This is a genomic window from Streptomyces sp. NPDC058872 (assembly GCF_042743065.1).
In the GTDB taxonomy this organism is placed as follows: Bacteria; Actinomycetota; Actinomycetes; order Streptomycetales; family Streptomycetaceae; genus Streptomyces.
In genome coordinates, this window is record NZ_JBHYMK010000019.1 from 22049 (window position 1) to 45428 (window position 23380).

The following is a 23380-nucleotide window of genomic DNA, read 5'->3' on the forward strand; positions in this document are numbered from 1 at the left end:
CCCCTGTGGAGACCGGCGGGGCCGCCCCTCCGGCGGCCCCGCCGGTCAGTTCGAACCACACCACCTTGCCCAGCTCCTGCTGCTCGACCCCCCAGGAGTCGGCGAGCGCCTGGACGAGGACCAGCCCCCTGCCGTGCGTGCCGTCGTCGGCGGGCGGCGCGCACGGGCGCTCCAGGCCCGGCACGAAGTCACGGACCTCGACCCTCACCTGCTCGGGAACGACCGTCGCGGTCACAACGGCGCCGTGCTCGGTGTGGACCAGGGCATTGGTCACCAGTTCGCTGGTGAGCAGTTCGGCCACGTCGGAGTCACCCGGTCCGCCCCACTTCCGCAGCAGTTCCCGCAGGGCGTGCCGCACCTCCGGCACTGCGGTGAGATCCGCGCATCCCACCTTCCTGAGCAGTTGAGTCGGCTGTCGTGCCTCCCCGGCCATATCCCCCACCCACACGTCGCGTCGAACAGGCTCACGGGGATGCATGCCCCGCATCACCGTACGCATTCATGAGGTGGTGGCAGAGGGTCAGGGCCTGGGCACGTTCCGCAGGTTCGAGCGGGCCATCTGCACCATCCGTCCCACTCCCCCGTCCAGGACGATCTTGCTGGCGGAGAGCGCGAAGCCGGTCACCATGTCGGCACTGATCTTCGGCGGAATGGAGAGCGCGTTGGGGTCGGTGACGACGTCGACCAGGGCCGGCCCCTTGTGCGCGAAGGCGCCCTTGAGGGCGCTCGCCAGTTGCTTGGGCTTCTCGACGCGGACGCCGTGGGCCCCGGCAGCGCGGGCGATGGCGGCGAAGTCCGGGTTCTTGTTGGTCGTCCCGTACGAGGGCAGGCCGGCGACCAGCATCTCCAGCTCGACCATGCCCAGCGAGGAGTTGTTGAAGACGACGACCTTCACGGGCAGGTCGTACTGGACGAGGGTCAGGAAGTCGCCCATCAGCATCGAGAAGCCGCCGTCCCCGGAGAGCGAGACGACCTGCCGGTTCCGGTCGGTGAACTGGGCGCCGATCGCCTGTGGCAGGGCGTTCGCCATGGAGCCGTGGCTGAACGACCCGATGATCCTGCGCCGCCCGTTGGGCGAGAGGTAGCGGGCCGCCCAGACGTTGCACATGCCGGTGTCGACGGTGAACACGGCGTCCTCGTCGGCCAGCTCGTCGATGACCGAGGCGACGTACTCGGGATGGACGGGAACGTGCTTCTCGACCTTGCGGGTGTACGCCTTGACGACGCCCTCCAGCGCATCGGCGTGCTTCTTCAGCATCTTGTCGAGGAAGCGCCGGTCGGACTTGGCCCGGACCCGGGGCGTCACACAGCGCAGGGTCTCCCGGACGTCGCCCCAGACCGCCAGGTCGAGCCGGGAGCGGCGGCCGAGGCGCTCGGGCCGGACGTCCACCTGCACGATCTTGACGTCGTCGGGCAGGAAGGCGTTGTACGGGAAGTCGGTGCCGAGCAGGACCAACAGGTCGCACTCGTGGGTCGCCTCATAGGCGGCCCCGTACCCGAGCAGGCCGCTCATGCCGACGTCGTACGGATTGTCGTACTGGATCCATTCCTTGCCCCGCAGGGCGTGGCCGACGGGCGCCTTGAGCCGTTCGGCGAACTGCATCACCTCGGCGTGCGCCCCGGCCGTGCCGCTGCCGCAGAAGAGCGTCACCCGGTCCGCGGCATCGATCATCCGCACGAGGGCGTCGATCTCGCCGTCCCCCGGGCGGACCGTGGGTCGGGAGGTGACGAGCGCGGTCTCCACCGTCTTCTCCGGGGCCGTCCGGGAGGCGATGTCACCGGGGAGCGAGACGACGCTGACGCCACCGCGGCCGACGGCGTGCTGGATCGCCGTGTGGAGCAGCCGGGGCATCTGCGCCGGGTTGGAGATCAGTTCGCTGTAGTGGCTGCACTCGCGGAACAGTTGGTCGGGATGGGTCTCCTGGAAGTACCCCAGGCCGATCTCGCCGGACGGGATGTGGGAGGCGAGGGCGAGGACCGGGGCCATGGAACGGTGGGCGTCGTACAACCCGTTGATGAGGTGCAGATTGCCCGGGCCGCAGGAGCCCGCGCAGGCGGCGAGGCCGCCGGTGATCTGGGCCTCGGCGCCTGCGGCGAACGCGGCGGTCTCCTCGTGCCGGACCTGGATCCAGTCGAGCGCGGGGGTACGGCGGATCGCGTCGACGACCGGATTCAGGCTGTCGCCGACCACTCCGTACAGGCGCCGGACGCCCGCCCGGACCAGGATGTCGACGAACTGTTCCGCCACGCTCTGTTTGGCCATGGCTCCATCAACACACGGCCCGGCGGATCACGCCTCCCAGACGGCCACCCCCGTGCGGTCGTCGGCGTACCCCGTCACCCTCAGTTGGGTGTCGGCGAGGAAGGCGGCGAGGCCCGGTGGCTCGACACCGGCCCAACGGGTGGCGAGCTCCTGGGCGAGGGCCGGTTCGCCGCGCATCGGATCGGCGAGTCCGGGAGAGGCGAGGAGCAGGGTGTCGCCCGGCCGGGCGACCGAGGCCCGGAAGCGGAACGGCTCGGCGGGCGGCGGCACGGGCTCCTCGACGAGCGGTGGCGCGGTGGCGATGTCGAGGTCCACGGTGAGCCGGTCGCCGTCCCGGGTCGCCTCCGGGCCGGTCGACGGGGAGCCGAGGACCGGGGCGGGGGCGGGGGCGCCGCTGGCGGGGGCGCTGGCAGGGGCGGTGGCGGCGATCGGTTCGGGAAGCAGCGGGTCGAGGTCCTGCCAGGAACCGTCGCGGAGCCGGAAGAGCCCCCCTCCGCCGGTACCGAAGAAGACCCGGGTGCGGCACTCGGGATCGGCCGGGACGAGGAGGCACCGGAGGGTCGCGGCGTACTCGTCGGGGGCGAGGCCCCGTTCGACGGCGCGGGCCCGCAGCTTGCCGCACGTGCGGTCGGTGAGCCGGTGCAGTCCCGACTTGAGGTCGCCGCGGCGGCCGGACCTGATGTCCTCGGAGAGCCGGGCATGGCTGCGACCGACGGCCTCGGCGATCCAGTGGCAAGCGTCGGCGGCAGCGAGGTGGGCGTTTTCGGCGGCGCGGGAACCAGCTGCGACGGCCACCAGGACGAGTGCGGTCTCGTCGTGCCCGAAGCGGGCGGTGAGGAGGGCGTCGCGGCGGGGTTCGCCCCGGTAGCGGGCTGAGTCTCCCCGCACGGATGCGGCCCGCAGGGTGCAGGTGCCGTAGCGGGCGCCGTCGAGGACGGTGTCGGCGACCAGCTGGGCGAGTTCGCCGGGGCGGGCAACCGGTAGGGCGGTGGGTTCGGCCTCGTACGTGGGCGGTCTGCTGCCGACGAAGCCGGTTCTCGGCCGGGGCACGGACACGACCGCCCCGGCGGCGGGACCGGTGTCGGGCCCGGTGTCGGGCCCGGTGTCGGGCCCGGTGTCGGGCCCGGTGTCGGGCCCGGTGTCGGTCTCCGGTTCCTCGTCGACCGCCGGAAGCCCCGACACCTGGACCGTGGGTGGCCCGACCGTCGGCGGTGGGGCTCCGGGGAACGTGCGCGGACCCGCGTCGGGTGCTTCCCAGGGCGCCTTCCCCAGCACGACCGGCGAGACGGCAGATGGTGGGGGGACGGGCGGGGGCACGGGCGGGGAGAGGGGTGCGGGCGGAAGCTGGTCGGCAGCCGGCGCCGGCGGAGCGGACGGCGATGGGGCGGGTGGTGGTGGGGTGGACGGCGGAGGTGGCGGCCCCGGATCCGGGGCGGGTTCTCGGTCGGCTTCACGGTCGGGGAGCCGTGTGACCCTGGGGTCACGGGGCGGTTCGGGATCCCGGACCGGACCCGCCGCAGGGCTCTCGCCGGGCGTCCGGGCCGGCAGTCCGACCGGCGGTCCGACGGTGGCGCGGGTCGCGCTGTCGAAGTGGTCGTCGAGCGTGTCGCCCGAGGCCGTCGGGGCCGTGTCCGGCGCCGACGCGTCGTAGAGCTTGTCCCACCAGCTGTCCCCCTGCTGAGTCATGCCCTTATTGTCCACCGCGCACAGCGCCGGAAACCGGGACATCGGGAAAAGCGCTGCTGCAAACGGGTGGTCCGCCGGACGACCCCACCCCCCACGGGAAGGACGCCCGGCGGACCGGCGTGGTCAACGCACGTCGTCAGCGCGGACCACGGTCTGGGTGACGGAGTTGCCGTGCGCGTCCGTCGGTTCGGCCCCCCGGAGTGACCTGCTCGCCCGTCACATCCGCACGGTTCGCGGTGGCGGTCCAGCCGTCGTCCTGCTGGGGGACCTGCGCTTCGGGCCGGCTCGCGCCTCCGTCGTAGGGGGACGAGAGCTTCGCCGAGGCGAGCGCCGCGGGGGTGTGGCCCGCGTGTCCCGTCGCGGTCAGGCCGATGTGCTGGCCGTCGGTAGCGGCGAGGGTCTTGCATCCGCCCTCCGGAAGGTCGTACCGGAGGAAGGGAATCGGGATGTCCCGAGAATAGACCTTGCCATCACGCCGTGAGGTGGTTTTCCCCACCGAATTGACGGACGCGGAGCGGGCCCACACCCTGCTGCGGTTCTTCGTGGAGTCCTGTTCCAGCGTGCCCCTCCCGGCTTCGGCAGGGACCTCGGGGACGCCGTGGTGACGACGGGGGCGACGGCCACCCCCCGGACCGTACGCGACATCGGATGCATCGCTCTCCCCATCTGAATTCGGAAGAAAGGCGCAATACACCCTTCCGCGGAGGTTGTTGGTGCTGCGGTGGCGCCACATTGGCAGAGGTGAGGGAGGTACAGGGATGATGAAGGAGGCGGGAATGCGCCGTGGCCGTTTCCCGCCAGGTCACCAACGGAACGAATGGCTCCGGTGGGCCGTCCCCAGAAGGCCCGGGGACGGCGCACCGGGGTGGGGCGAGGGGTGGGGCATCGATGCTGGGAGCAATAGGACTGGACGAGCTCCAGGAGTCTGCGTACCGCGCCCTGGTCGCGCTGGGCGCGGCCGAGGTCTCCGACCTCGCGCACCGGCTCGCCCTGCCCGAGCAGGACACCGAGCGGGCGCTGCGCCGCCTTGAGGCGCAGGGGCTCGCCGCCCAGTCCTCGGCCTGCACCGGCCGTTGGGTGGCGGCCCCGCCGGGAGTGGCGCTCGGCGCGCTCCTGACCCAACAGCGCCACGAACTGGAGCAGGCCGAGCTGGCTGCAGCGCTGCTCGCCGAGGAGTACCGGGCGGAGGCGACGGAAGCGGCCGTGCACGACCTGGTGGAGGTGGTGACGGGCACCAGCGCGGTGACCCACCGCTTCCTCCAGCTCCAACTGGGCGCGCAGGAAGAGGTGTGTGCGCTCGTGACGGGCAAGCCGATCGCCGTCTCCGGCCTGGAGAACGACGCCGAGGAACAAGCGGCCGGGCGCGGAGTGCGCTACCGGGTGGTGATCGAGCGCGAGGTGCTCACCCTGCCGTCGGGGCTCCTCGAACTCTCGGCGGCACTGGGCCGGGAGGAGAGGGTCCGGGTCGCGGACCGCGTTCCCACCAAGCTCGTCATCGCCGACCGGTCCCTGGCCATGGTGCCGCTGACCGGGCGGGGCGCAGAACCCTCGGCGATCGTCGTGCACGCGAGCGGGCTCCTGGAATCCCTGACGGGCCTGTTCGAATCGGTGTGGCGGGAGGCCCTGCCGCTACGGCTCGGCGCGGGTGCGCAGATCACCGAGGACGAGGCCCCGGGCCCGGACGTGATGGACCTGGAGATCCTGTCGCTGCTCCTGGCCGGCATGACGGACGCCAGCGTGGCGAAGCAGCTGGACCTGGGGCTGCGGACGGTACAGCGGCGGGTCAAGGGACTGATGGAGTTGACGGGGGTCACGACCCGGCTGCAGCTGGGTTGGCACGCCTACGAGAAGGGCTGGGTCGCCCGCGACTGAGCCCGGGCACGGGACCGGCGCTTCGAAGGGGTGCGGTCGCCCGGCCGGGCGGGAGGCGCTTCGGGGCGGGCCTCCGGGCGCCCCGGACGTCGACCGTGCCCCCGAGGTCGTCAGTCCCGGGCCGGGAGGGCGGGTGCCGGCCCCGTACCCCGTACCCCGTACGCCCTGCGCGACCTGCGGGGACCGGTGGCGTCGTGCAGGCTGGGTTGCGTGGGTGTGTGGCAGCTCCTGATGGTCGCGACAGTGATGCTGCTCGGCCTGTTCGGGGTGCTGGCGCCCGGCGTGCCGGGGACGTGGCTGGTGTGGGCCGCGATGCTCTGGTGGTCGCTGCACGAACGCACGGACCTCGCCTGGATCCTGTTGGCCTCCTCGACCGGTCTGCTCCTCCTCACCCAGGTGGTGGTCTGGCAGCTGCCGCCACGCCGTTTGCGGGGGGTCGGCATCACCCGGCGGATGGTGGCGTACGCCGGGGTCGGCGCCCTCCTGGGCTTCGTGCTGATTCCGGTGCTCGGCGCGATCCCCGGCTTCGTCGGCGGGGTCTACCTCTCGGAGCGGCTCCGCCTCGGGGGCCACGGCCAGGCCGGGGCGGCGACCCGGGCGGTGATGCGGGCGGCGGGCACCAGCGTGCTCGTCGAGCTGTTCGCCTGTCTGCTGGTCGTGGGCGCCTGGGCGGGCGCGGTGATCTGGGGCTGAGCCCGCCCCCTCCCACCGGTCCGCCTCGGCACCGGTTCACCTCATCACCGGTCCGCCTCGGCACCGGTTCGTCCGGAGTCGATCTGCGTGATCCTGGACGCATGAGGGATTTCCAGGGCTTCGACGAGACCGAACGCGCCTACCTCACGGACGGACGGCGGCTCGGCCGGATGGCGACCGTCGACCCGTCCGGCCAGCCGCAGGCCAACCCCGTGGTCTTCTTCCCGCAGGACGACGGCACGGTCCTGGTGGGCGGCAGCGCGATGGGCCGGACGAAGAAGTGGCGCAACCTGCAGCAGAACCCGAAGGTGGCACTGGTGGTCGACGACCTCCTGAGCACCCGCCCCTGGCGCGTGCGGGGCGTGGAGATCCGCGGTGAGGCGGAGCTCCTCGTGGGTCCCCACGGGCTGGGCCCGCACTTCAGCGAGGAGGTGATCCGGATCCGCCCGCGCCGGATCCACAGTTGGGGCCTGGAGGGCTACGCCCCCCAGGGGGCCGCGCCCAGGTAGCACGCCGCGTACGAGCGCCACGGCCGACACTCCTCGCCCCCGGCCCCGGCCACCAGCGGCACGTCCGGGTCGCCGAGGGCCCGCATCCTGATCAGGGCGACGGTCCCGGCGGTCACCCCGGGAACGGCGGCCAGGGCACGCGCGGCTTCTTCGCGGTCCGCACCGGGGTCGAGGCGTACGGATCCGTCGACGAGGGCCCGGGCCAACGGTCCCGCAACGGGGTGGTCGCTGAGGGCGGCCGGTTCGGGAAAGACATGGGTGAGGTCACCGCAGGCGACGGCCAGCGGGGTGCCGTGCCGCTCGACGACCCGGGCCGCCTCTTCGGCGCCGAGGACGATCCGCAGGGCGAACTCCTCGGGCTCGGCCGTGCCCGGAGAGCGGACCCCGGGCCGGGCGGCCACCTCGGCGGCGAACCCGGGGGCGGCACCGAGGCGCTCGGCGACCGCGTACGGATCGGCGTCCAGGTCGAAGAGGCGACGCAGCCGGTGCACCGCGGTGGCGAGGTCGCGCAGTTCGGTGAGGTGGATGCGGGCCTCCAGCCAGCGGCCGGCGGAGCGCTCGTCGACGGAGACGACACCGGTGCCGTACGGGAGGCGGAGCGTACGCCGGTAGGTGCGGGTGCCGGGCGCGCCGACGACTTCCTCCACCCGGGGCACGGCCTCGGCGGCGAGCAGGTCGAAGACCTCCCCGGCGGCGTACGGCCCCCGGTGGGCCAGCCGTAGCGGCACGCCGGCGGCGAGCGCGGTGCGGGGTCCCGCACCGCTGCCCGCCTCCGCCCGCAGGGCCGTGGGAGTGCGGGCGTAGACGGTGCGCATCGTCTCGTTGAACTGGCGGACGCTGGCGAAGCCCGCGGCGAAGGCGATCTCGGTGACGGGCAGCCCGGTGGTCTGCAGCAGCAGGCGCGCGGTGTGTGCCCGCTGGGCACGGGCGAGCGCGACGGGCCCGGCCCCCAGTTCGGCGGTGAGCTGGCGCTGGACCTGCCGGGTGCTGTAGCCGAGGCGCCCGGCGAGTCCGGGCACGCCCTCGCGGTCGACGACGCCGTCGCCGATCATCCGCACGGCGCGCCCGACGACATCGGCCCGTGCGTTCCACTCGGCCGAGCCGGGCACGGCGTCCGGCCGACAGCGGCGACAGGCGCGGAAGCCATGCCCCTGGGCGGCTGCTGCGGTGGGGTAGAACGACACGTTCTGCCGCTTCGGGGTGACGGCGGGGCAACTGGGGCGGCAGTAGATGCCTGTGGTCCGGACGGCGAAGAAGAACTCTCCGTCGAACCGCGCGTCCCTGCTGCTGACCGCCTCGTAGCGGGTGTCGTCGTCCCTCATGGCTCCCAGTGTGCGGGGCACCGCACCCACCCGCCTCGCGGTTTTCGGACATCGCGCTGCGGGTGGGTACGCGGCCTCGGCGCTAGCGGATCCGGCCCTGCCGCTTGAACTCCATGGCCGCACGTCCCCCCGCGCCGATCCGCTTCCACTCCTTGAGCATTTCGGAGCGCACCCGGGCGTCGGTCTTGGCCACGATCCGGCGGTTCTCCCGGATCAGCTTGCGGTAGCTCTCCAGGCGGCGCGCGGGCAGCGCCCCCTCCTCGATCGCCGCCGTCACCGCGCAACCCGGCTCCGCGTCGTGCGCGCAGTCGTGGAAGCGGCAGTCCCCCGCCAGCTCCTCGATCTCGGAGAAGACCTGGCCGACACCGGTTTCGGCGTCCCAGAGACCGACCCCGCGCAGCCCGGGGGTGTCGATGAGGACGCCCCCGCCGGGAAGGACGAAGAGGTTGCGGGTGGTCGTCGTGTGACGACCCTTGCCGTCGACGTCACGGGCCGCCTGCACGGTCATGATCTCCTCGCCGACGAGCGTGTTGGCCAGGGTCGACTTGCCCGCACCGGAGACTCCGAGGAGCACGGTCGTGCCCCCCGCGATCGTCGCGGCCAGCACGTCGAGCCCTTCACCGGTGGTGCAACTGACGGGCAACACCTGCACGCCTGGCGCGACCGTCTCCACGTCCTCGACGAGGTAGGAGAGTCCGACCGGGTCGGGCACCAGGTCGGCCTTGCTCAGGACGACGGTCGGCTGGGCCCCGGACTCCCAGGCCAGGGCGAGGAAGCGTTCGATCCGGCCGAGGTCGAGCTCGACGGCCAGGGAGACCGTGATGACGGCGTGGTCGACGTTGGCGGCGAGGACCTGGCCCTCGGAGCGCTTGGAGGAGGTGGAACGCGCGAAGGCCGTACGGCGCGGCAGACAGGCCCGGACGTAGCGGGGATCGCCGGCATCGACCGGATCGACGGCGGCCCAGTCTCCGGTGCAGACGACCCGCAGCGGATCGTGCGGGGTCACGAAGGACGTGTCGGCACGGACCAGGCCCTCGACGGTGGCGACGTCGCACTGACCGCGGTCGACCCGTACGACCCGACCGGGAAGGAGACCCCGGCCGGCGTACGGCTCGAAGTCGGCGGCCCAGCGCTCGTCCCAACCGTAGGGAGCGAGCGGGTGACGGCCGTCGGAAACAGAAGACGGACGGAACGAAGCGTGGAACAAGGGGAAACCCTTCGAAGGGTGGCCCCGGCGGCGCGCTCCGAGCGCGCGGATCGAGTGGGTGTCAGCCGGAGGCCACGGGGGTGCGAACGATGAACTCCTGAATGCGGGCAGAGCCCGTCACCGTGACAGTCATCACTGTCCTCACCTCCGGTCTTTCCTCAACGAACCGACACCGTTCCCCGGGTGGCGACATGGTCGCGCCTCGGAACGAACAGAACCATAGCCCCGCCCCGGGGCAGGGCACCACCGATTAAATCCGAGACCTCACCCGCCCGACACGTGCAGCAGACGAACCGGCCTCACATCCCGGCTCCTCCGACAGGGCCTGACCTACACGGCGCCGAACCGGAAGCCGCTGTGGGCGCGCCACCTCCGGATAGGTGTGGAACCGGCTCCGGAGACAGGAGCCGGACATGCCGGACGGGGTAGGGAAATGCCAAAGCACCGGCTGTCCGGAAAAGGCCGCTACGCAGCGCTGGCGGAGACGGCCGTCGCGGTCGTACTGGCCCTGGGACCCGAAGCCGTACACCGACCACAGCCGAGGCCACCAGCGCAAGGCCAACCGCAGGGAGACCCGCGACAGCTGCACCATCACCCTCGACCCGCGACGCCTGGGACGCCCCGGTCGCCGTCACCGGCTGACCAGCAGCCTCCGGAGCGGCACGATTCGAGCCTGCCTGCCCCCGTCGCCGGCACCTCGGGGCAGGGCAGGCTGCGGTCCGCCCTCCCGCCTGTCCGTGAAGACCGAGGGCGTCAGTCGAAGCAGCCGGTTCTCGCCCCGTCCGTCTCGGATCCGACCTCTATCTCGAATCCGGAGCCCGCATCGAACTCCGGCCCGGCGTCGTAGTCGTACGCGAACTCCAGGTCGCTGGCCCTGGTGAACTGCACGGTCAGCAGGAGGGCTTCGCCGTCCCCGCCCTTGGTGAAGCACAGTCCCGCCGTTGTTTCGGGGGTGCTCGAGTCTGAGGGGTCGTGCTGGAGGTGCCAACCGTCCGCCTTGGCGGCGGTGCGGTAGAAATCCACGACCTCCTGCGGGGAGCCGGGAAAGGCGTAGACGCGGGCGGCGTACAGCCAGGCGTCGCCGGTGTCGTCGATGCAGCGCGAGTCGACCGAGTCGAGCCCCACCGGGGCGGTCGCCCCTTCGGGGGTGGAGTTCAGGATCGGCTGAGAGCGCAGGTCCTTCAGCCGCGCTGCCGTGTCGTCACATGTGTTGAACGGGGACAGCACGGAGCAGCCGGTCAGGCCGGCGGCCATCAGGGCGGTGGCCAGGAGCAGTGTGACGGGCAGGGCGAGCGGCCGAACGGGGCGCGTCGGCAGCGGCATGAGGTCTCCCCGGGGGGCGTCAGGTGATCGGAGGCTGAGGGTGGCGGGTCCGGAGGTGGACCAGGAGGAGCTTGCGGACCGGACAACGCGGGGGTGAAGAAGGGAACCGGCCGGTGGTGACGCGCGGGTGCCGGGGCGCGCCCTCGACCTGTACCCGCCGTGTGCCTCAGTCCTTGTCCCAGCCCGAGTGGAGGCGGGACTTCACGTCGTCCGGCGGGAGGAACTTGGACCAGCGCTCGGGAAACTCGGAGGGCATGTCCGGGTCGTCCTCGTCGACGTCCTCCTCCTCGGCACGCACGCGGGCGACCAGTTCGGCGGCCTGGACGGCGCGGGCCCGCTCGTTGGCCTCGCGGGCGGCGGCCGTGGCGACGGAGGGCCAGACGCGGTCGATCGCCGCGTTCACGGCGGCGCCGACGAGGACCGCGAAGGCCGAGATGCCGATCCAGAGGAGAACGGCGATGGGGGCGGCGAGCGAGCCGTAGATGGTCGGCCCCTCGACCTGACTGGTGAGGTAGATCCGCAACAGGAAGCTGCCGAGCACCCACATGCCGAGCGCGACGAGGGCGCCGGGGATGTCCTCGATCCAGGGCGACCTGACGGGGACGGACACGTGGTAGAGCGTCGTGAGGAAGGCGACGGACAGCAGGATGACGGCGGGCCAGTAGAGGACGGCGACGAGCTCGGTGCCCCAGGGGACGAGCTCGACGACGCGGTCGGGACCGACGACCGCGAGGGGCAGCACGACGGCACCGATGACGAGGGCCACGATGTAGAGGAGGAAGGCCAGGAGCCGGGTCTTCACGATGCCGCGGTGGCCGTCGAGCCCGTACATGACGGTGATGGTGTCGATGAAGACGTTCACCGCCCGTGATCCGGACCAGAGGGCGATGGCGAAGCCGAGGGAGATGAGCTCGGGGCGTTTGCCCTGGGTGACGTCGTCCAGGAGCGGTTTGGCGATGTCGTGGACGCCCCGGTCGGAGAGGACCGTTCCGGCAGCGTGGAGGATGTTCTCCTGGATGCTGGCGACGGTGTCCGTGTTGGTCCAGTCGTCGGCGTACCCGAGGAGGGCGATGAGGCCGAGCAGCAGCGGCGGCAGGGACAGCAGCGTGAAGAAGGCCGCTTCGGCGGCGAGGCCGAGGATCCGGTACTCGATGCACGAATTGACGGTGTCCTTGAGCAGCAGCCAGCCCATCTTCCGCTTGGAGACGTTGCGGTAGAGGACGCGCGCGCGGTGGAGCCTGCTCCACGGGCGCCGCTCGGGCCGATCGGGTGTTTCTCTTGCTGCCTGCACCTGCTTACCGTATCGGCATGGCAGCGAGCACCCACACCGTGACCAATCAGGTCCCGCCCCTGGTCGGGTACGACGTCTTCACGAGCGACCGGGCGCTGAGCGAGGCGGTCGAGCGGCACCTCGACCCGGACCTCCTGCCCGAGGTGCGCGAGGAACTGGAGGTGCTGGGACGGGCGACCGGATCGGCTCAGCTGCGGGAGTGGGGCGAGCAGGCGAACGAGAACCCGCCCCGGTTGCGGACCCACGACCGGTACGGCCGGCGGATCGACGAGGTGGAGTTCCATCCGGCCTGGCACCGGCTCCTGGGCCGTTCCGTGGCGGCCGGGCTCACCCATGCGTGGGACCGGCCGGGGGGGCACGTGCGGCGCGCGGCCGGTTTCCTGGTGGCTTCGCAGGCGGAGGCGGGGCACGGCTGTCCGCTGTCGATGACGCACGCCGCGGTGCCCGCGCTGCGCGCCGAGCCGGAGCTCGCGGCGGTGTGGGAGCCGGCGGCCGTTTCCCACGTGTACGCGCGGGAGCTCCGTCCGGTGGCGGAGAAGCCCGGGGTGCTGCTCGGCATGGCGATGACGGAGAAGCAGGGCGGCAGCGACGTCCGGGCGAACAGGACGGAGGCCCGTCCGCTGGCGGTCGACGGCGAGTACGTCCTGGCCGGGCACAAGTGGTTCTGTTCGGCGCCGATGTCGGACGCCTTCCTGGTCCTCGCACAGGCTCCGGCGGGACTCACCTGTTTCCTGGTGCCCCGGGTGCTCGCGGACGGCTCGCGCAACGCCTTCGCGATCCAACGGTTGAAGGACAAGTTGGGCAATCGGTCGAACGCTTCTGCGGAGGTGGAGTTCGACGGCACGACCTGGGCCCGTCGCATCGGCGAGGAGGGGCGCGGGATCGGGACGATCATGGGCATGGTGGCGGCGACCCGGCTCGACTGCGTCCTCGGCTCGGCGGCGCTGATGCGGCAGGCGGTGGCGCAGGCCGTCCACCACTGCACGCACCGGAGCGCCTTCGGCGGGCTGCTCGTCGAGAAGCCCCTGATGCGGAACGTACTGGCCGATCTGGCGCTGGAATCGGAGGCGGCGACCGTGCTCGGGCTGCGGCTCGCAGCGGCGTACGACGCCGGCACGGAGGAGGAGCGGGCGCTGTTGCGGCTCGCGGTGCCGGCGGCGAAGTACTGGGTGACGAAGCGGTGCACTCCGGTGGTGGCGGAGGCGCTCGAGTGCCTGGGGGGCAACGGCTACGTGGAGGAGTCGGGGATGCCCCGGCTGCTGCGGGAGTCGCCGCTCAACTCGGTCTGGGAGGGCTCGGGGAACGTGCAGGCGCTGGACGTGGTGCGGGCGCTGCGGACCGAGCCCGCCGCACTCGATGCGGTGCTGCGGGAGGTCGGGGCGGCGCGGGGCGCGGACCACCGTCTGGACCGGGCGATCCGGGGGGTGCTCGTCGAGCTGGCCGATCTGGAGGGCATCGAGGCGCGGGCCCGACGGCTGACGGAGCGGCTGGCGCTGGTGCTCCAGGGCGCGCTGCTCGTGCGGTGGGCTCCGCCGGAGGTTGCGGACGCGTTCTGTGCGGCACGGCTCGGTGGGGACGGTGGTGCGGCGCTCGGGACGCTCCCGCACACCCTGGACCTGCGGTCCCTGGTGGAGCGGGCTCGGGCAGAGGTCTGAGGAGGCGTCCGGGGGCGCGGGGCCGCGCGTGCCAGGGGTGGACCCGAAGGGTGTGTCGCACCGATCGGGCCGGCACGCGCGGAAAAGCGGGGGTGGTGCTGCGCCGACACGGCACCACCCGCCGCTTCTGCCCACTCTCCCGCAGGGAGTCGGTCGGCCGCCAGAGTTGCAAGGGGTTGCAGGATTGCCCGAACCGGGCTTCGTCGGACGGTCGCGGACGGCACGATGGGCACCGACACTCCGGGCATCTGCCCCATGCAGAACCGATACAGCACCCCGGGTGGCTGGGAGAGACCGATGAAGAACACGCAGCTCGACATGGGGCGGCTCGCCGCCATGGACGCCGCCCGGGCCGACCGGCTGCTGCACCGGGTGCGCGAAGAGACCCTGGCGGGCCGGAGACCGCCGATCGCGCCCCGCCCGGTGATCAACGCGTCCTGGCAGCGCATGGCGAGGCTCGGCCTGGACCCGGACAAGGGCACGGACACCGTGCTGCTCCAGCGGGAGGAACTGGAGGAGCGCCGTAGGAACACGGTGCTCTCCGAGGTGATGCAGACGCTCAGCGGGGGGCTCGCGGGCATCGCCGACGCCTCCCTGCAGATCATGGTGATCACCGATGAGCAGGGCCGGGTGCTGTGGCGCCAGGGGAACCTCTCGGTCCTGCGGAAGGCGAACGGCATCTGTCTGGAGGAGGGCGCGGCCTGGACCGAGCGCGCCACCGGCACGAACGCGGTCGGCACCGCGCTCGCAATGGACCGGGCGGTGCGGGTGCACTCCGCCGAGCACTATGTGCAGGCCCTGCACCGTTGGACCTGCGCCGCCGCCCCCCTGCACGATCCGCGCGACCAACGACTGCTGGGGATCCTGGACGTCAGCGGCCCCGCGTCCAGCTTCCACCCGGCGATGCTGGCGCTGGTCGACTCGGTGGCCCGGCTCGCCGAGGCCGAGATGCGGGAGCGGCACCACCGGTCGATCGAGCGGCTGCGGGCGGTGGCCGCCCCGATCCTGTGTCGGGTGGGCGGCCGGGCGATCGCGGTGGACCCGCACGGTTGGACGGCGGCGGTGACGGGGCTCGCCCCGACGGAGCGGGTCCCGCTGCCCAAGTCGTTCCGGGCCGGCCGGGTCTGGCTGCCCTCGCTCGGCGTGTGCGCGGTGGAGCCGCTGCCGGGCGGTTGGCTGCTGCGGGTCGAGGAGGAGCACCTTCCCGAAGGGCCGGAGGCGGCGGCGAGCCGGGTGGTGCTGGACCTCAGCCGGCCGCGCCGCTGGACGGTGGCCGTCTCGGGGGCGGCGGGCAGTTGGCAACAGGAGCTCAGCCCCCGGCACGCCGAACTGCTCTACGCACTGGCGCTGCACCGGAACGGTCGGACGGCGGCGGAGTTGGCGGAGGACGTCTTCGGGGACCGGACGAGGACGGTGACCGTACGGGCGGAGATGTCCCGGGTGCGGCGGAACCTGGCGGGGGTCCTGGCGCACCGCCCGTACCGCTTCCGGGAAGAAATCGCGGTGGAGGTCCTGGGCCCGGAGCGCCCCGAGGACCTGCTGCCCCATTCGACGGCCCCGGCGGTCCGGGCCGGAACCGTGCCGGGTTAGGCCTCCGGGGGCACCGGCGGTTCCCGGTGGGCGGAGCGGGACGTCCCGAGGGGTACGGGCCGGGGACAAGGAGGATGCGGGGCGCACCGGCGGCTCCGGCCGGGCCGCCTCGGGGACGGAGCGGGCCTGTCCACCATGTGGACAGGCGTCTCCGAAGGGTTCTCGCGCTGCACCCCGCCCTGGGAATTGGACGCTCCGCATGATGCGATGACCCCATGAGCATCACTCTCACCACCTGGTCCCTCGAACAGACCTCGCCGTCCGACCTCCGTCCGGCCACCCCGCCGGAGGGGGACGACGTGGCCGTCCGGCGCGCAGAGGTGCCCTCGGCGGAGTTCAGCCGCTTCCTCTACACGGCGGTCGGTGGCGACATCCGCTGGAACGACCGGCTCTCGCTGACGTACAAGCAGTGGCAGGAGATCGTGGAGAAGCCGGGGGCCGAGATCTGGGTGGCGTACGACAAGGGCACGCCGGCCGGATACGTGGAGCTGGACCCCCAGGACGACGGCGTGGTGGAGATCGTCTACTTCGGCCTGATCCCGGCCTTCCGGGGCCGGCGGATCGGGGGACACCTCCTCTCCTACGGAGCCGCACGCGCCTGGGACCTGGCCGAACGCTGGCCGGGGCGGGAGGCGACGAAGCGGGTCTGGCTGCACACCTGCTCGCTCGACGGCCCGCACGCCATGGCCAACTACGAGCGGCGCGGTTTCCGCCTCTTCGACACCACGGTGGAAGAGGTGGCGGAGAGCGAGACCCCCGGCCCCTGGCCCGGCGCCCACGCCTGAACCGCACGTCCGCACCACATGCGGCCGTACGCCCGAGCCGCACACCGATCCACAGCAAGGGGCCCGAGCAGGGCCCCTTGTGCGTGACCTGGAGCACACCGTCTCGCAGGGCGAGACTAGTACGTCCACATTATGGACGTTGCTGGACTGGGTCCAAAGTCCCGTGACACGCTTCCGTCATGTCTGGAACTGGAATTGCCTTGGTGAGTCGGCGGCACGTCGACCTCGGCCGCATGTCCAGCGCCATCTGTTCGGCGCGCTGAGAGAACCAGCACCGCCGCAATCTCTTTCTGCCCCACCCTGCTGCGCACTGACGCGCCACCCTCTGACCTGAGCGCGAGTGTGCAGGTCAGAGCCGCCCTCTCGCAGTCCCGAAGGACAAAACGCCATGGCCGCCACCCCGGAAAACCCCACTCCCGCCACCGCCCGCCGCAAGGCCGGGCGGCACCGCGGCGAGGGCCAGTGGGCCGTGGGGCACTTCACCCCCCTGAACGGCAATGAGCAGTTCAAGAAGGACGACGACGGTCTCAATGTGCGGACACGTATTGAGACGATCTATTCGAAGCGCGGCTTCGACTCCATCGACCCCAACGACCTGCGCGGGCGCATGCGCTGGTGGGGCCTCTACACCCAGCGCAAGCAGGGTCTGGACGGCACCAAGACCGGGGTCCTGGAGCCGGAGGAGTTGGACGACGAGTACTTCATGCTCCGCGTCCGCATCGACGGCGGCCGGCTGACCACCGAACAGCTGCGGGTCATCGGCGAGATCTCCGAGGAGTTCGCCCGCGGCACCGCCGACATCACGGACCGGCAGAACGTCCAGTACCACTGGATCCGGATCGAGGACGTGCCCGAGATCTGGAACCGGCTGGAGGCCGTCGGCCTGTCCACCACCGAGGCCTGCGGCGACACCCCGCGCGTCGTCCTCGGTTCCCCCGTGGCCGGCATCGCCGCGGACGAGATCATCGACGGCACCCCCGCCATCGAGGAGATCTACCGGCGGATCGTCGGCAACAAGGACTTCTCCAACCTGCCCCGCAAGTTCAAGTCCGCGGTCTCCGGCTCGCCGCTCCTGGACGTGGCGCACGAGATCAACGACATCGCCTTCGTCGGCGTGGAGCACCCCGAGCACGGCCCCGGCTTCGACGTGTGGGTCGGCGGCGGCCTCTCCACCAACCCGAAGCTCGGCGTCCGCCTCGGCACCTGGGTCTCCCTGGACGAGGTGCCCGACGTCTACGAGGGCGTCATCTCCATCTTCCGCGACTACGGCTACCGCCGGCTGCGCAACCGCGCCCGCCTGAAGTTCCTGGTCGCCGACTGGGGCCCGGAGAAGTTCCGCCGGGTCCTGGAGGACGAGTACCTGAAGCGGAAGCTCAGCGACGGCCCCGCCCCCGAGCAGCCCGCGGGCCGCTGGCGCGACCACGTCGGCGTCCACCGCCAGAAGGACGGCCGCTTCTACGTCGGCTTCGCCCCGCGCGTCGGCCGCGTCGACGGCGCCACCCTGACGAAGATCGCCGGCATCGCCGAGGCGCACGGCTCCGGCCGGGTCCGCACCACCGCGGAGCAGAAGATGCTCGTCCTCGACGTCGAAGAGGCGCAGGTCGAGTCGATCGTCGCCGCCCTGGAGGCGCTGGACCTGCGCGTCACCCCCTCGCCCTTCCGCCGCGGCACGATGGCCTGCACCGGCATCGAGTTCTGCAAGCTCGCGATCGTCGAGACGAAGGGCCGCGGTTCCTCGCTCATCGACGAACTGGAGCGCCGGATCCCGGAGTTCGACGAGCCGCTGACGATCAACATCAACGGCTGCCCGAACGCCTGCGCCCGGATCCAGGTGGCGGACATCGGCCTCAAGGGCCAGCTGGTCCTGGACGACGCGGGCAACCGCGTCGAGGGCTACCAGGTGCACCTGGGAGGCGCACTCGGCCTGGAGGCCGGCTTCGGCCGCAAGGTCCGGGGCCTCAAGGTCACGGCGGCCGAACTCCCGGACTACGTGGAGCGGGTCCTCAAGCGCTTCCAGGCGGAGCGGGAGAACGGCGAGCGGTTCGCGACCTGGGCGGCCCGCGCCTCCGAGGAGGCGCTGTCGTGACCACCACGAACAAGACGAGGAGTGCGGCATGAGCGAGCGTGCGGCCCCCTTCTTCTGCCCCTACTGCGGGGACGAGGACCTGCGTCCGAACGAGCAGGGTCACGGCGCCTGGGAATGCGCCGCGTGCAGTCGAGCCTTCCAGCTGAAGTTCCTGGGGCTCCTCGCCCCGACGACTTCGGGAACGACCCCTGGGAGGGAAAGAACATGACGATCGATCAGGACGCCACCACGGCCGACCTCAAGGCACTCGCCGAACGGGCCGGCCGTGACCTGGAGGACGCCTCCGCCCTGGACATCCTCCGCTGGGCCGTGGACACCTTCGGCGACCGCTTCTGCGTCACCTCCTCCATGGAGGACGCGGTCGTCGCGCACCTCGCCTCGCGCGTCAAGCCCGGCGTGGACGTCGTCTTCCTCGACACGGGCTACCACTTCGAGGAGACCATCGGCACCCGCGACGCCGTGGACGCCGTCATGGACGTCAAGGTCATCACCCTGACCCCCCGTCAGACCGTGGCCGAGCAGGACGCCGAGTACGGCCCGAAGCTGCACGACCGGGACCCCGACCGGTGCTGCGCACTGCGCAAGGTGAAGCCCTTGGAAGAGGGCCTCACCGCGTACGGCGCATGGGCCACCGGTCTGCGCCGCGACGAGTCCCCGACCCGGGCGAACACTCCGGTCGTCGGCTGGGACGAGAAGCGCCAGAAGGTCAAGGTCTCCCCCATTGCCCGCTGGACCCAGGACGACGTCGACGCCTACGTGACGGAGCACGGCGTCCTCACCAACCCGCTCCTCACGGACGGGTACGCCTCCGTCGGATGCGCCCCGTGCACCCGACGCGTCCTGGAGGGCGAGGACGCCCGCGCCGGACGCTGGGCGGGACGCGCCAAGACCGAATGCGGGCTGCACGGCTGATGACCACCACCGACACCACCCCCCAGGAGAACCACGTGACCGGTGCCACCATCTGGCTCACGGGCCTGCCGAGTGCCGGCAAGACCACGATCGCCCACGAGTTGGCGGGCCGACTGCGCGACGAGGACCACCGGGTCGAGATCCTGGACGGCGACGAGATCCGCGAGTTCCTCTCGGCGGGCCTCGGCTTCGACCGCGCGGACCGGCACACCAACGTGCAGCGCATCGGCTTCGTCGCCGAACTGCTCGCCTCGCACGGCGTGAAGGTCCTCGTCCCGGTCATCGCCCCGTACGCCGACAGCCGCGAGGCGGTCCGCAAGCGCCACCAGGCCGAAGGCACCGCCTTCGTGGAGGTGCACGTCGCCACCCCGGTCGAGGTCTGCTCCGTCCGCGACGTCAAGGGCCTCTACGCCAAGCAGGCCGCCGGCGAGATCAGCGGTCTGACCGGGGTCGACGACCCGTACGAGGTGCCCGAGACGCCCGATCTGCGGATCGAGTCCCAGAACCAGACCGTGCAGGAGTCCGCGGCGCAGCTCCACGCGCTGCTCACCGAAAGGGGTCTGCTGTGACCACCGTTGCCCATGCTCACGACACCACGGACAGTCCGTTCGCGCTGTCGCACCTCGACTCCCTGGAGTCCGAGGCGGTCCACATCTTCCGTGAGGTGGCGGGCGAGTTCGAGCGGCCGGTGATCCTGTTCTCCGGCGGCAAGGACTCCATCGTCATGCTGCACCTGGCGCTGAAGGCCTTCGCCCCGGCACCGGTTCCCTTCACGCTCCTGCACGTCGACACCGGGCACAACTTCCCCGAGGTCATCGAGTACCGCGACCGCGTGGTGGCCCGGCACGGGCTGCGGCTGCACGTCGCCTCGGTGCAGGAGTACATCGACGCCGGCAAGCTCCGCGAACGCCCGGACGGCACCCGCAACCCGCTGCAGACGGTCCCGCTGACCGAAGCCATCCAGCAGCACCGCTTCGACGCGGTCTTCGGCGGCGGACGCCGGGACGAGGAGAAGGCCCGCGCCAAGGAACGGGTGTTCAGCCTCCGCGACGAGTTCTCCCAGTGGGACCCGCGCCGCCAGCGCCCCGAACTGTGGCAGCTCTACAACGGCCGGCACGCCCCCGGCGAGCACGTCCGCGTCTTCCCGCTGTCCAACTGGACCGAGCTGGACGTGTGGCAGTACATCCAGCGCGAGGAGATCGAGCTCCCGCAGATCTACTTCGCCCACGAGCGCGAGGTGTTCGCCCGCAACGGCATGTGGCTCACCGCCGGCGAGTGGGGCGGCCCGAAGGACACCGAGACCGTGGAGAAGCGGCTGATCCGCTACCGCACCGTCGGCGACATGTCCTGCACCGGCGCCGTCGACTCCGACGCCACCACGCTGGACGACGTCATCGCCGAGATCGCCGCCTCCCGGCTCACCGAGCGGGGCGCCACCCGCGCCGACGACAAGCTGTCCGAGGCCGCCATGGAAGACCGCAAGCGCGAAGGGTACTTCTAACCATGAGCACGTCCACCGAGCAGCTGTCCGAACAGCTGGCGGCCACCACCCTGCTGCGCTTCGCCACCGCGGGCTCCGTCGACGACGGCAAGTCGACCCTGGTGGGCCGGCTGCTCCACGACTCCAAGTCGGTCCTCGCCGACCAGCTGGAGGCCGTCGAGCACGCCTCGCGCTCCCGCGGCCAGGAGGCTCCCGACCTCGCCCTCCTCACCGACGGCCTGCGGGCCGAACGCGAGCAGGGCATCACCATCGACGTCGCCTACCGCTACTTCGCCACCACCCGGCGCCGGTTCATCCTGGCCGACACCCCCGGGCACGTGCAGTACACCCGCAACATGGTCACCGGCGCCTCCACCGCCGACCTGGCCCTGGTCCTGGTCGACGCCCGCAACGGCGTCGTCGAGCAGACCCGCCGCCACGCGGCCGTCGCCGCCCTGCTGCGCGTCCCGCACGTGGTCCTCGCCGTGAACAAGATGGACCTGGTCGACTACCAGGAGTCGGTCTTCGCCTCGATCGCCGAGGAGTTCACCACGTACGCCTCCGAGCTCGGGGTCCCGGAGATCACCGCGATCCCCATCTCGGCGCTCGCCGGTGACAACGTCGTGGAACCGTCCGCCCACATGGACTGGTACGGCGGCCCGACCGTCCTGGAGCACCTGGAGACCGTCCCGGTCAGCCACGACCTGACGACCTGCCACGCGCGCTTCCCGGTGCAGTACGTGATCCGTCCGCAGACCGCCGAGCACCCCGATTACCGGGGCTACGCCGGTCAGATCGCCGCCGGTGCCTTCCGCGTCGGCGAACGGATCACCGTCCTGCCCTCCGGCAGGACCACCACGATCACCGCGATCGACGCGCTCGGCGAGTCCGTGGACATCGCCTGGGCCCCGCAGTCCGTGACGATCAGGCTCGCGGACGACATCGACATCTCGCGCGGCGACCTGCTCGCGCCGAGCGGTGACGCCCCCACCGCCAGCCAGGACGTCGAGGCCACGGTCTGTCACGTGGCGGACCAACCGCTCGTCGTCGGCCAGCGGGTCCTGCTCAAGCACACCACGCGCACCGTCAAGGCGATCGTGAAGGACATCCCTTCGCGGCTGACCCTGGACGACCTCTCCCAGCACCCGAGCCCCGGCCAGCTGGTCGCCAACGACATCGGCCGCGTGCGGGTGCGCACCGCCGAGCCGCTCGCGGTCGACGCGTACGCGGACTCCCGCCGCACCGGATCGTTTCTGCTGATCGACCCGGCGGACGGCACCACGCTCGCGGCCGGCATGGCGGGCGAGTCCTTCGCCACGACGAAGGCCGTCGCCGCCGTGGACGGGGAAGAGGGCTGGGACTTCTGATGTCGAGCCAGGACTTCTACGCCGGCTTCGCCAAGGAGGGCGGCCGGATCGGTTCCGGCGCCCTCGGCGCCGGCAGCGGAGGTGTGGCCCGATGTGCCTGCTGACCCCACTGCACCTCGCGTGCGGTGTGCGCCCGCTCCACCCGTTCCGCCACGAACGACAGAGACACAGACCTCGCAGAAGCTGAATCGAGGGGAACCCTTCCCGTGCCTGCCACCACCCGTCCCGTCCCCCGCCACCGCCTGGCGCTGGTCCTCCCGCTCCTGGTGGGCCTCCTCGCCTCGTGCGGGTACGGCTCCCAGGCCAAGGGCGACGCGAAGAAGGTGGTGGCCGAGGGCACGAAGCTGTCCGCCGCCAGCGTGCGGGTCGGGTACTTCCCCAACCTCACCCACGCCACCGCCCTCGTCGGTGACCGGGAGGGCTTCCTCCAGCGGGAACTGGGCGGCACGGAACTGGTCACGACCGTCTTCAACGCCGGCCCCTCCGAGATCGAGGCGTTGAACGCCGGTTCCGTCGACATCGGCTTCATCGGGCCGTCACCGGCCGTCAACGGGTACGTGAAGACCAAGGGCAGCAACCTCCGGATCGTCGGCGGTGCCGCCTCCGGCGGCGTCAGGCTCGTGGTGAACCCGGCCAGGATCAAGACGGTGGACGACCTCAAGGGAAAGAGGATCGCCACCCCGCAGTTCGGGAACACGCAGGACGTGGCCTTCCTCCACTGGATCTCCGAGAAGGGCTGGAAGGTCGACGCCCAGAGCGGCAAGGGCGACGTCTCGGTGGTCCGCACGGACAACAAGGTCACCCCGAACGCCTATGCCTCCGGCGCCGTCGACGGCGCCTGGGTCCCCGAACCGACCGCCTCCCAGTTGGTCGCCAAGGGCGCGAAGGTGCTGCTCGACGAGGCCGAACTGTGGCCGGACGAGAAGTTCGTCATCACGAACATCATCGTGTCGCGGACGTTCCTGGCGGAGCACCCGGACGTCGTCGAGGCCTTCCTGCGGGGCACGGTCACGACCAATGCGTGGATCAACGCCCATCCCGACGAGGCGAAGGCCTCGGCCAACGCCAAGCTCAAGGACCTCTCGGGCAAGGCGCTGGACGCCGGGGTGATCGACGCCGCATGGCCGTCCATCCGGTTCACCGACGACCCCCTGGCGACCACCCTGCGGACCCAGACCGACCGCGCGGTGCGTGCCGGCTTGCTGGAAGAGGCCGATCTGTCCGGCATCTACCGGCTGGAACCGCTCAACGAGGTCCTGAGGGCAGCGGGTCAGCCCGAGGTCTCCGACGCCGGTCTCGGCGCGAAGTAACAAGCCCGCAGCCCAACCCCCAGGAGGTG

At 71.7% G+C, this 23380-nt stretch carries 20 protein-coding genes and 2 pseudogenes; 15 read left to right on the forward strand and 7 right to left on the reverse strand.

Going from position 1 to position 23380, the window contains the following annotated elements:
• Positions 1-31: 31 nt before the first annotated feature.
• The 3 genes and pseudogenes from ACFW22_RS14710 to ACFW22_RS14720 all read right to left on the reverse strand — a co-directional run.
• A pseudogene (locus ACFW22_RS14710) lies at positions 32-478 on the reverse strand (ATP-binding protein); the annotation flags it as partial.
• Positions 479-520: 42 nt separating this feature from the next.
• Positions 521-2263: a pyruvate dehydrogenase gene (locus tag ACFW22_RS14715; protein WP_386403292.1), complete on the reverse strand. Its 1743-nt coding sequence runs from the start codon at positions 2261-2263 to the stop codon at positions 521-523.
• Positions 2264-2290: 27 nt separating this feature from the next.
• A complete protein-coding gene (locus ACFW22_RS14720) occupies positions 2291-3949 on the reverse strand; it encodes a protein phosphatase 2C domain-containing protein (protein WP_386403295.1) in 1659 nt (552 codons plus the stop codon).
• 888 nt (positions 3950-4837) lie between these two features.
• Here ACFW22_RS14720 and ACFW22_RS14725 point away from each other — a divergent pair.
• The 3 genes from ACFW22_RS14725 (at position 4838) to ACFW22_RS14735 (ending at position 7023) form a co-directional block, all read left to right on the forward strand.
• Positions 4838-5821: a helix-turn-helix domain-containing protein gene (locus tag ACFW22_RS14725; protein WP_386403298.1), complete on the forward strand. Its 984-nt coding sequence runs from the start codon at positions 4838-4840 to the stop codon at positions 5819-5821.
• 210 nt (positions 5822-6031) lie between these two features.
• Positions 6032-6514, forward strand: a complete 483-nt coding sequence (locus tag ACFW22_RS14730; protein WP_386403301.1) for a DUF456 domain-containing protein — start codon at positions 6032-6034, stop codon at positions 6512-6514.
• Positions 6515-6615: 101 nt separating this feature from the next.
• A complete protein-coding gene (locus tag ACFW22_RS14735; RefSeq protein ID WP_386403304.1) occupies positions 6616-7023 on the forward strand; it encodes a PPOX class F420-dependent oxidoreductase in 408 nt (135 codons plus the stop codon).
• Here the strand turns inward: ACFW22_RS14735 and ACFW22_RS14740 are convergent.
• Together ACFW22_RS14740 and rsgA are read right to left on the reverse strand one after the other, a co-directional pair.
• Entirely contained in the window at positions 6993-8345 is a 1353-nt protein-coding gene (locus ACFW22_RS14740; RefSeq protein ID WP_386403307.1) for a bifunctional transcriptional activator/DNA repair enzyme AdaA, read from the reverse strand. The genes ACFW22_RS14735 and ACFW22_RS14740 overlap by 31 nt on opposite strands.
• Positions 8346-8427: 82 nt before the next feature.
• Positions 8428-9552 carry a ribosome small subunit-dependent GTPase A gene (rsgA, locus tag ACFW22_RS14745; protein ID WP_386403310.1) on the reverse strand — a complete coding sequence of 375 codons (1125 nt, stop codon included), beginning with the start codon at positions 9550-9552 and terminating at the stop codon, positions 8428-8430.
• 503 nt (positions 9553-10055) lie between these two features.
• Between rsgA and ACFW22_RS14750 the strand changes: the two are divergent.
• Positions 10056-10194: pseudogene (locus ACFW22_RS14750) on the forward strand (peptidoglycan-binding protein); the annotation flags it as partial.
• 111 nt (positions 10195-10305) lie between these two features.
• Here ACFW22_RS14750 and ACFW22_RS14755 read toward each other — a convergent pair.
• Entirely contained in the window at positions 10306-10875 is a 570-nt protein-coding gene (locus ACFW22_RS14755; RefSeq protein ID WP_386403313.1) for a hypothetical protein, read from the reverse strand.
• A gap of 166 nt (positions 10876-11041) precedes the next feature.
• The gene (locus tag ACFW22_RS14760) at positions 11042-12166 is read right to left on the reverse strand and encodes a YihY/virulence factor BrkB family protein (RefSeq protein ID WP_384873058.1); all 1125 of its coding nucleotides are present in this window, start codon (positions 12164-12166) and stop codon (positions 11042-11044) included.
• A gap of 17 nt (positions 12167-12183) precedes the next feature.
• Between ACFW22_RS14760 and ACFW22_RS14765 the strand changes: the two genes are divergently transcribed.
• From ACFW22_RS14765 to ACFW22_RS14815, 11 genes are all read left to right on the forward strand, one after another.
• Positions 12184-13821 carry an acyl-CoA dehydrogenase family protein gene (locus ACFW22_RS14765; protein ID WP_386403317.1) on the forward strand — a complete coding sequence of 546 codons (1638 nt, stop codon included), beginning with the start codon at positions 12184-12186 and terminating at the stop codon, positions 13819-13821.
• A gap of 297 nt (positions 13822-14118) precedes the next feature.
• Positions 14119-15411 carry a GAF domain-containing protein gene (locus ACFW22_RS14770; RefSeq protein ID WP_386403320.1) on the forward strand — a complete coding sequence of 431 codons (1293 nt, stop codon included), beginning with the start codon at positions 14119-14121 and terminating at the stop codon, positions 15409-15411.
• Positions 15412-15626: 215 nt separating this feature from the next.
• A complete protein-coding gene (locus ACFW22_RS14775) occupies positions 15627-16196 on the forward strand; it encodes a GNAT family N-acetyltransferase (protein ID WP_386403323.1) in 570 nt (189 codons plus the stop codon).
• Positions 16197-16375: 179 nt separating this feature from the next.
• Complete coding sequence (locus tag ACFW22_RS14780; protein WP_351188065.1) at positions 16376-16459, forward strand: putative leader peptide; 84 nt, start codon at positions 16376-16378, stop codon at positions 16457-16459.
• A gap of 125 nt (positions 16460-16584) precedes the next feature.
• Positions 16585-18282, forward strand: a complete 1698-nt coding sequence (locus ACFW22_RS14785) for a nitrite/sulfite reductase (protein ID WP_386403326.1) — start codon at positions 16585-16587, stop codon at positions 18280-18282.
• 28 nt (positions 18283-18310) lie between these two features.
• On the forward strand, positions 18311-18490 hold the full coding sequence (locus ACFW22_RS14790; protein WP_386403329.1) for a hypothetical protein: 180 nt from the start codon (positions 18311-18313) through the stop codon (positions 18488-18490).
• The gene (locus ACFW22_RS14795; protein WP_386403332.1) at positions 18487-19194 is read left to right on the forward strand and encodes a phosphoadenylyl-sulfate reductase; all 708 of its coding nucleotides are present in this window, start codon (positions 18487-18489) and stop codon (positions 19192-19194) included. The genes ACFW22_RS14790 and ACFW22_RS14795 overlap by 4 nt, the downstream gene beginning before the upstream one ends.
• A complete protein-coding gene (cysC, locus tag ACFW22_RS14800; RefSeq protein WP_386403335.1) occupies positions 19176-19763 on the forward strand; it encodes an adenylyl-sulfate kinase in 588 nt (195 codons plus the stop codon). The genes ACFW22_RS14795 and cysC overlap by 19 nt, the downstream gene beginning before the upstream one ends.
• The gene (cysD, locus tag ACFW22_RS14805; RefSeq protein WP_386403339.1) at positions 19760-20695 is read left to right on the forward strand and encodes a sulfate adenylyltransferase subunit CysD; all 936 of its coding nucleotides are present in this window, start codon (positions 19760-19762) and stop codon (positions 20693-20695) included. The genes cysC and cysD overlap by 4 nt, the downstream gene beginning before the upstream one ends.
• A 2-nt stretch (positions 20696-20697) precedes the next feature.
• Positions 20698-22041, forward strand: coding sequence for a sulfate adenylyltransferase subunit 1 (locus ACFW22_RS14810; protein ID WP_386403342.1), 1344 nt, complete (start codon positions 20698-20700; stop codon positions 22039-22041).
• A gap of 206 nt (positions 22042-22247) precedes the next feature.
• Complete coding sequence (locus tag ACFW22_RS14815) at positions 22248-23351, forward strand: aliphatic sulfonate ABC transporter substrate-binding protein (protein ID WP_386403345.1); 1104 nt, start codon at positions 22248-22250, stop codon at positions 23349-23351.
• Positions 23352-23380 lie beyond the last annotated feature (29 nt).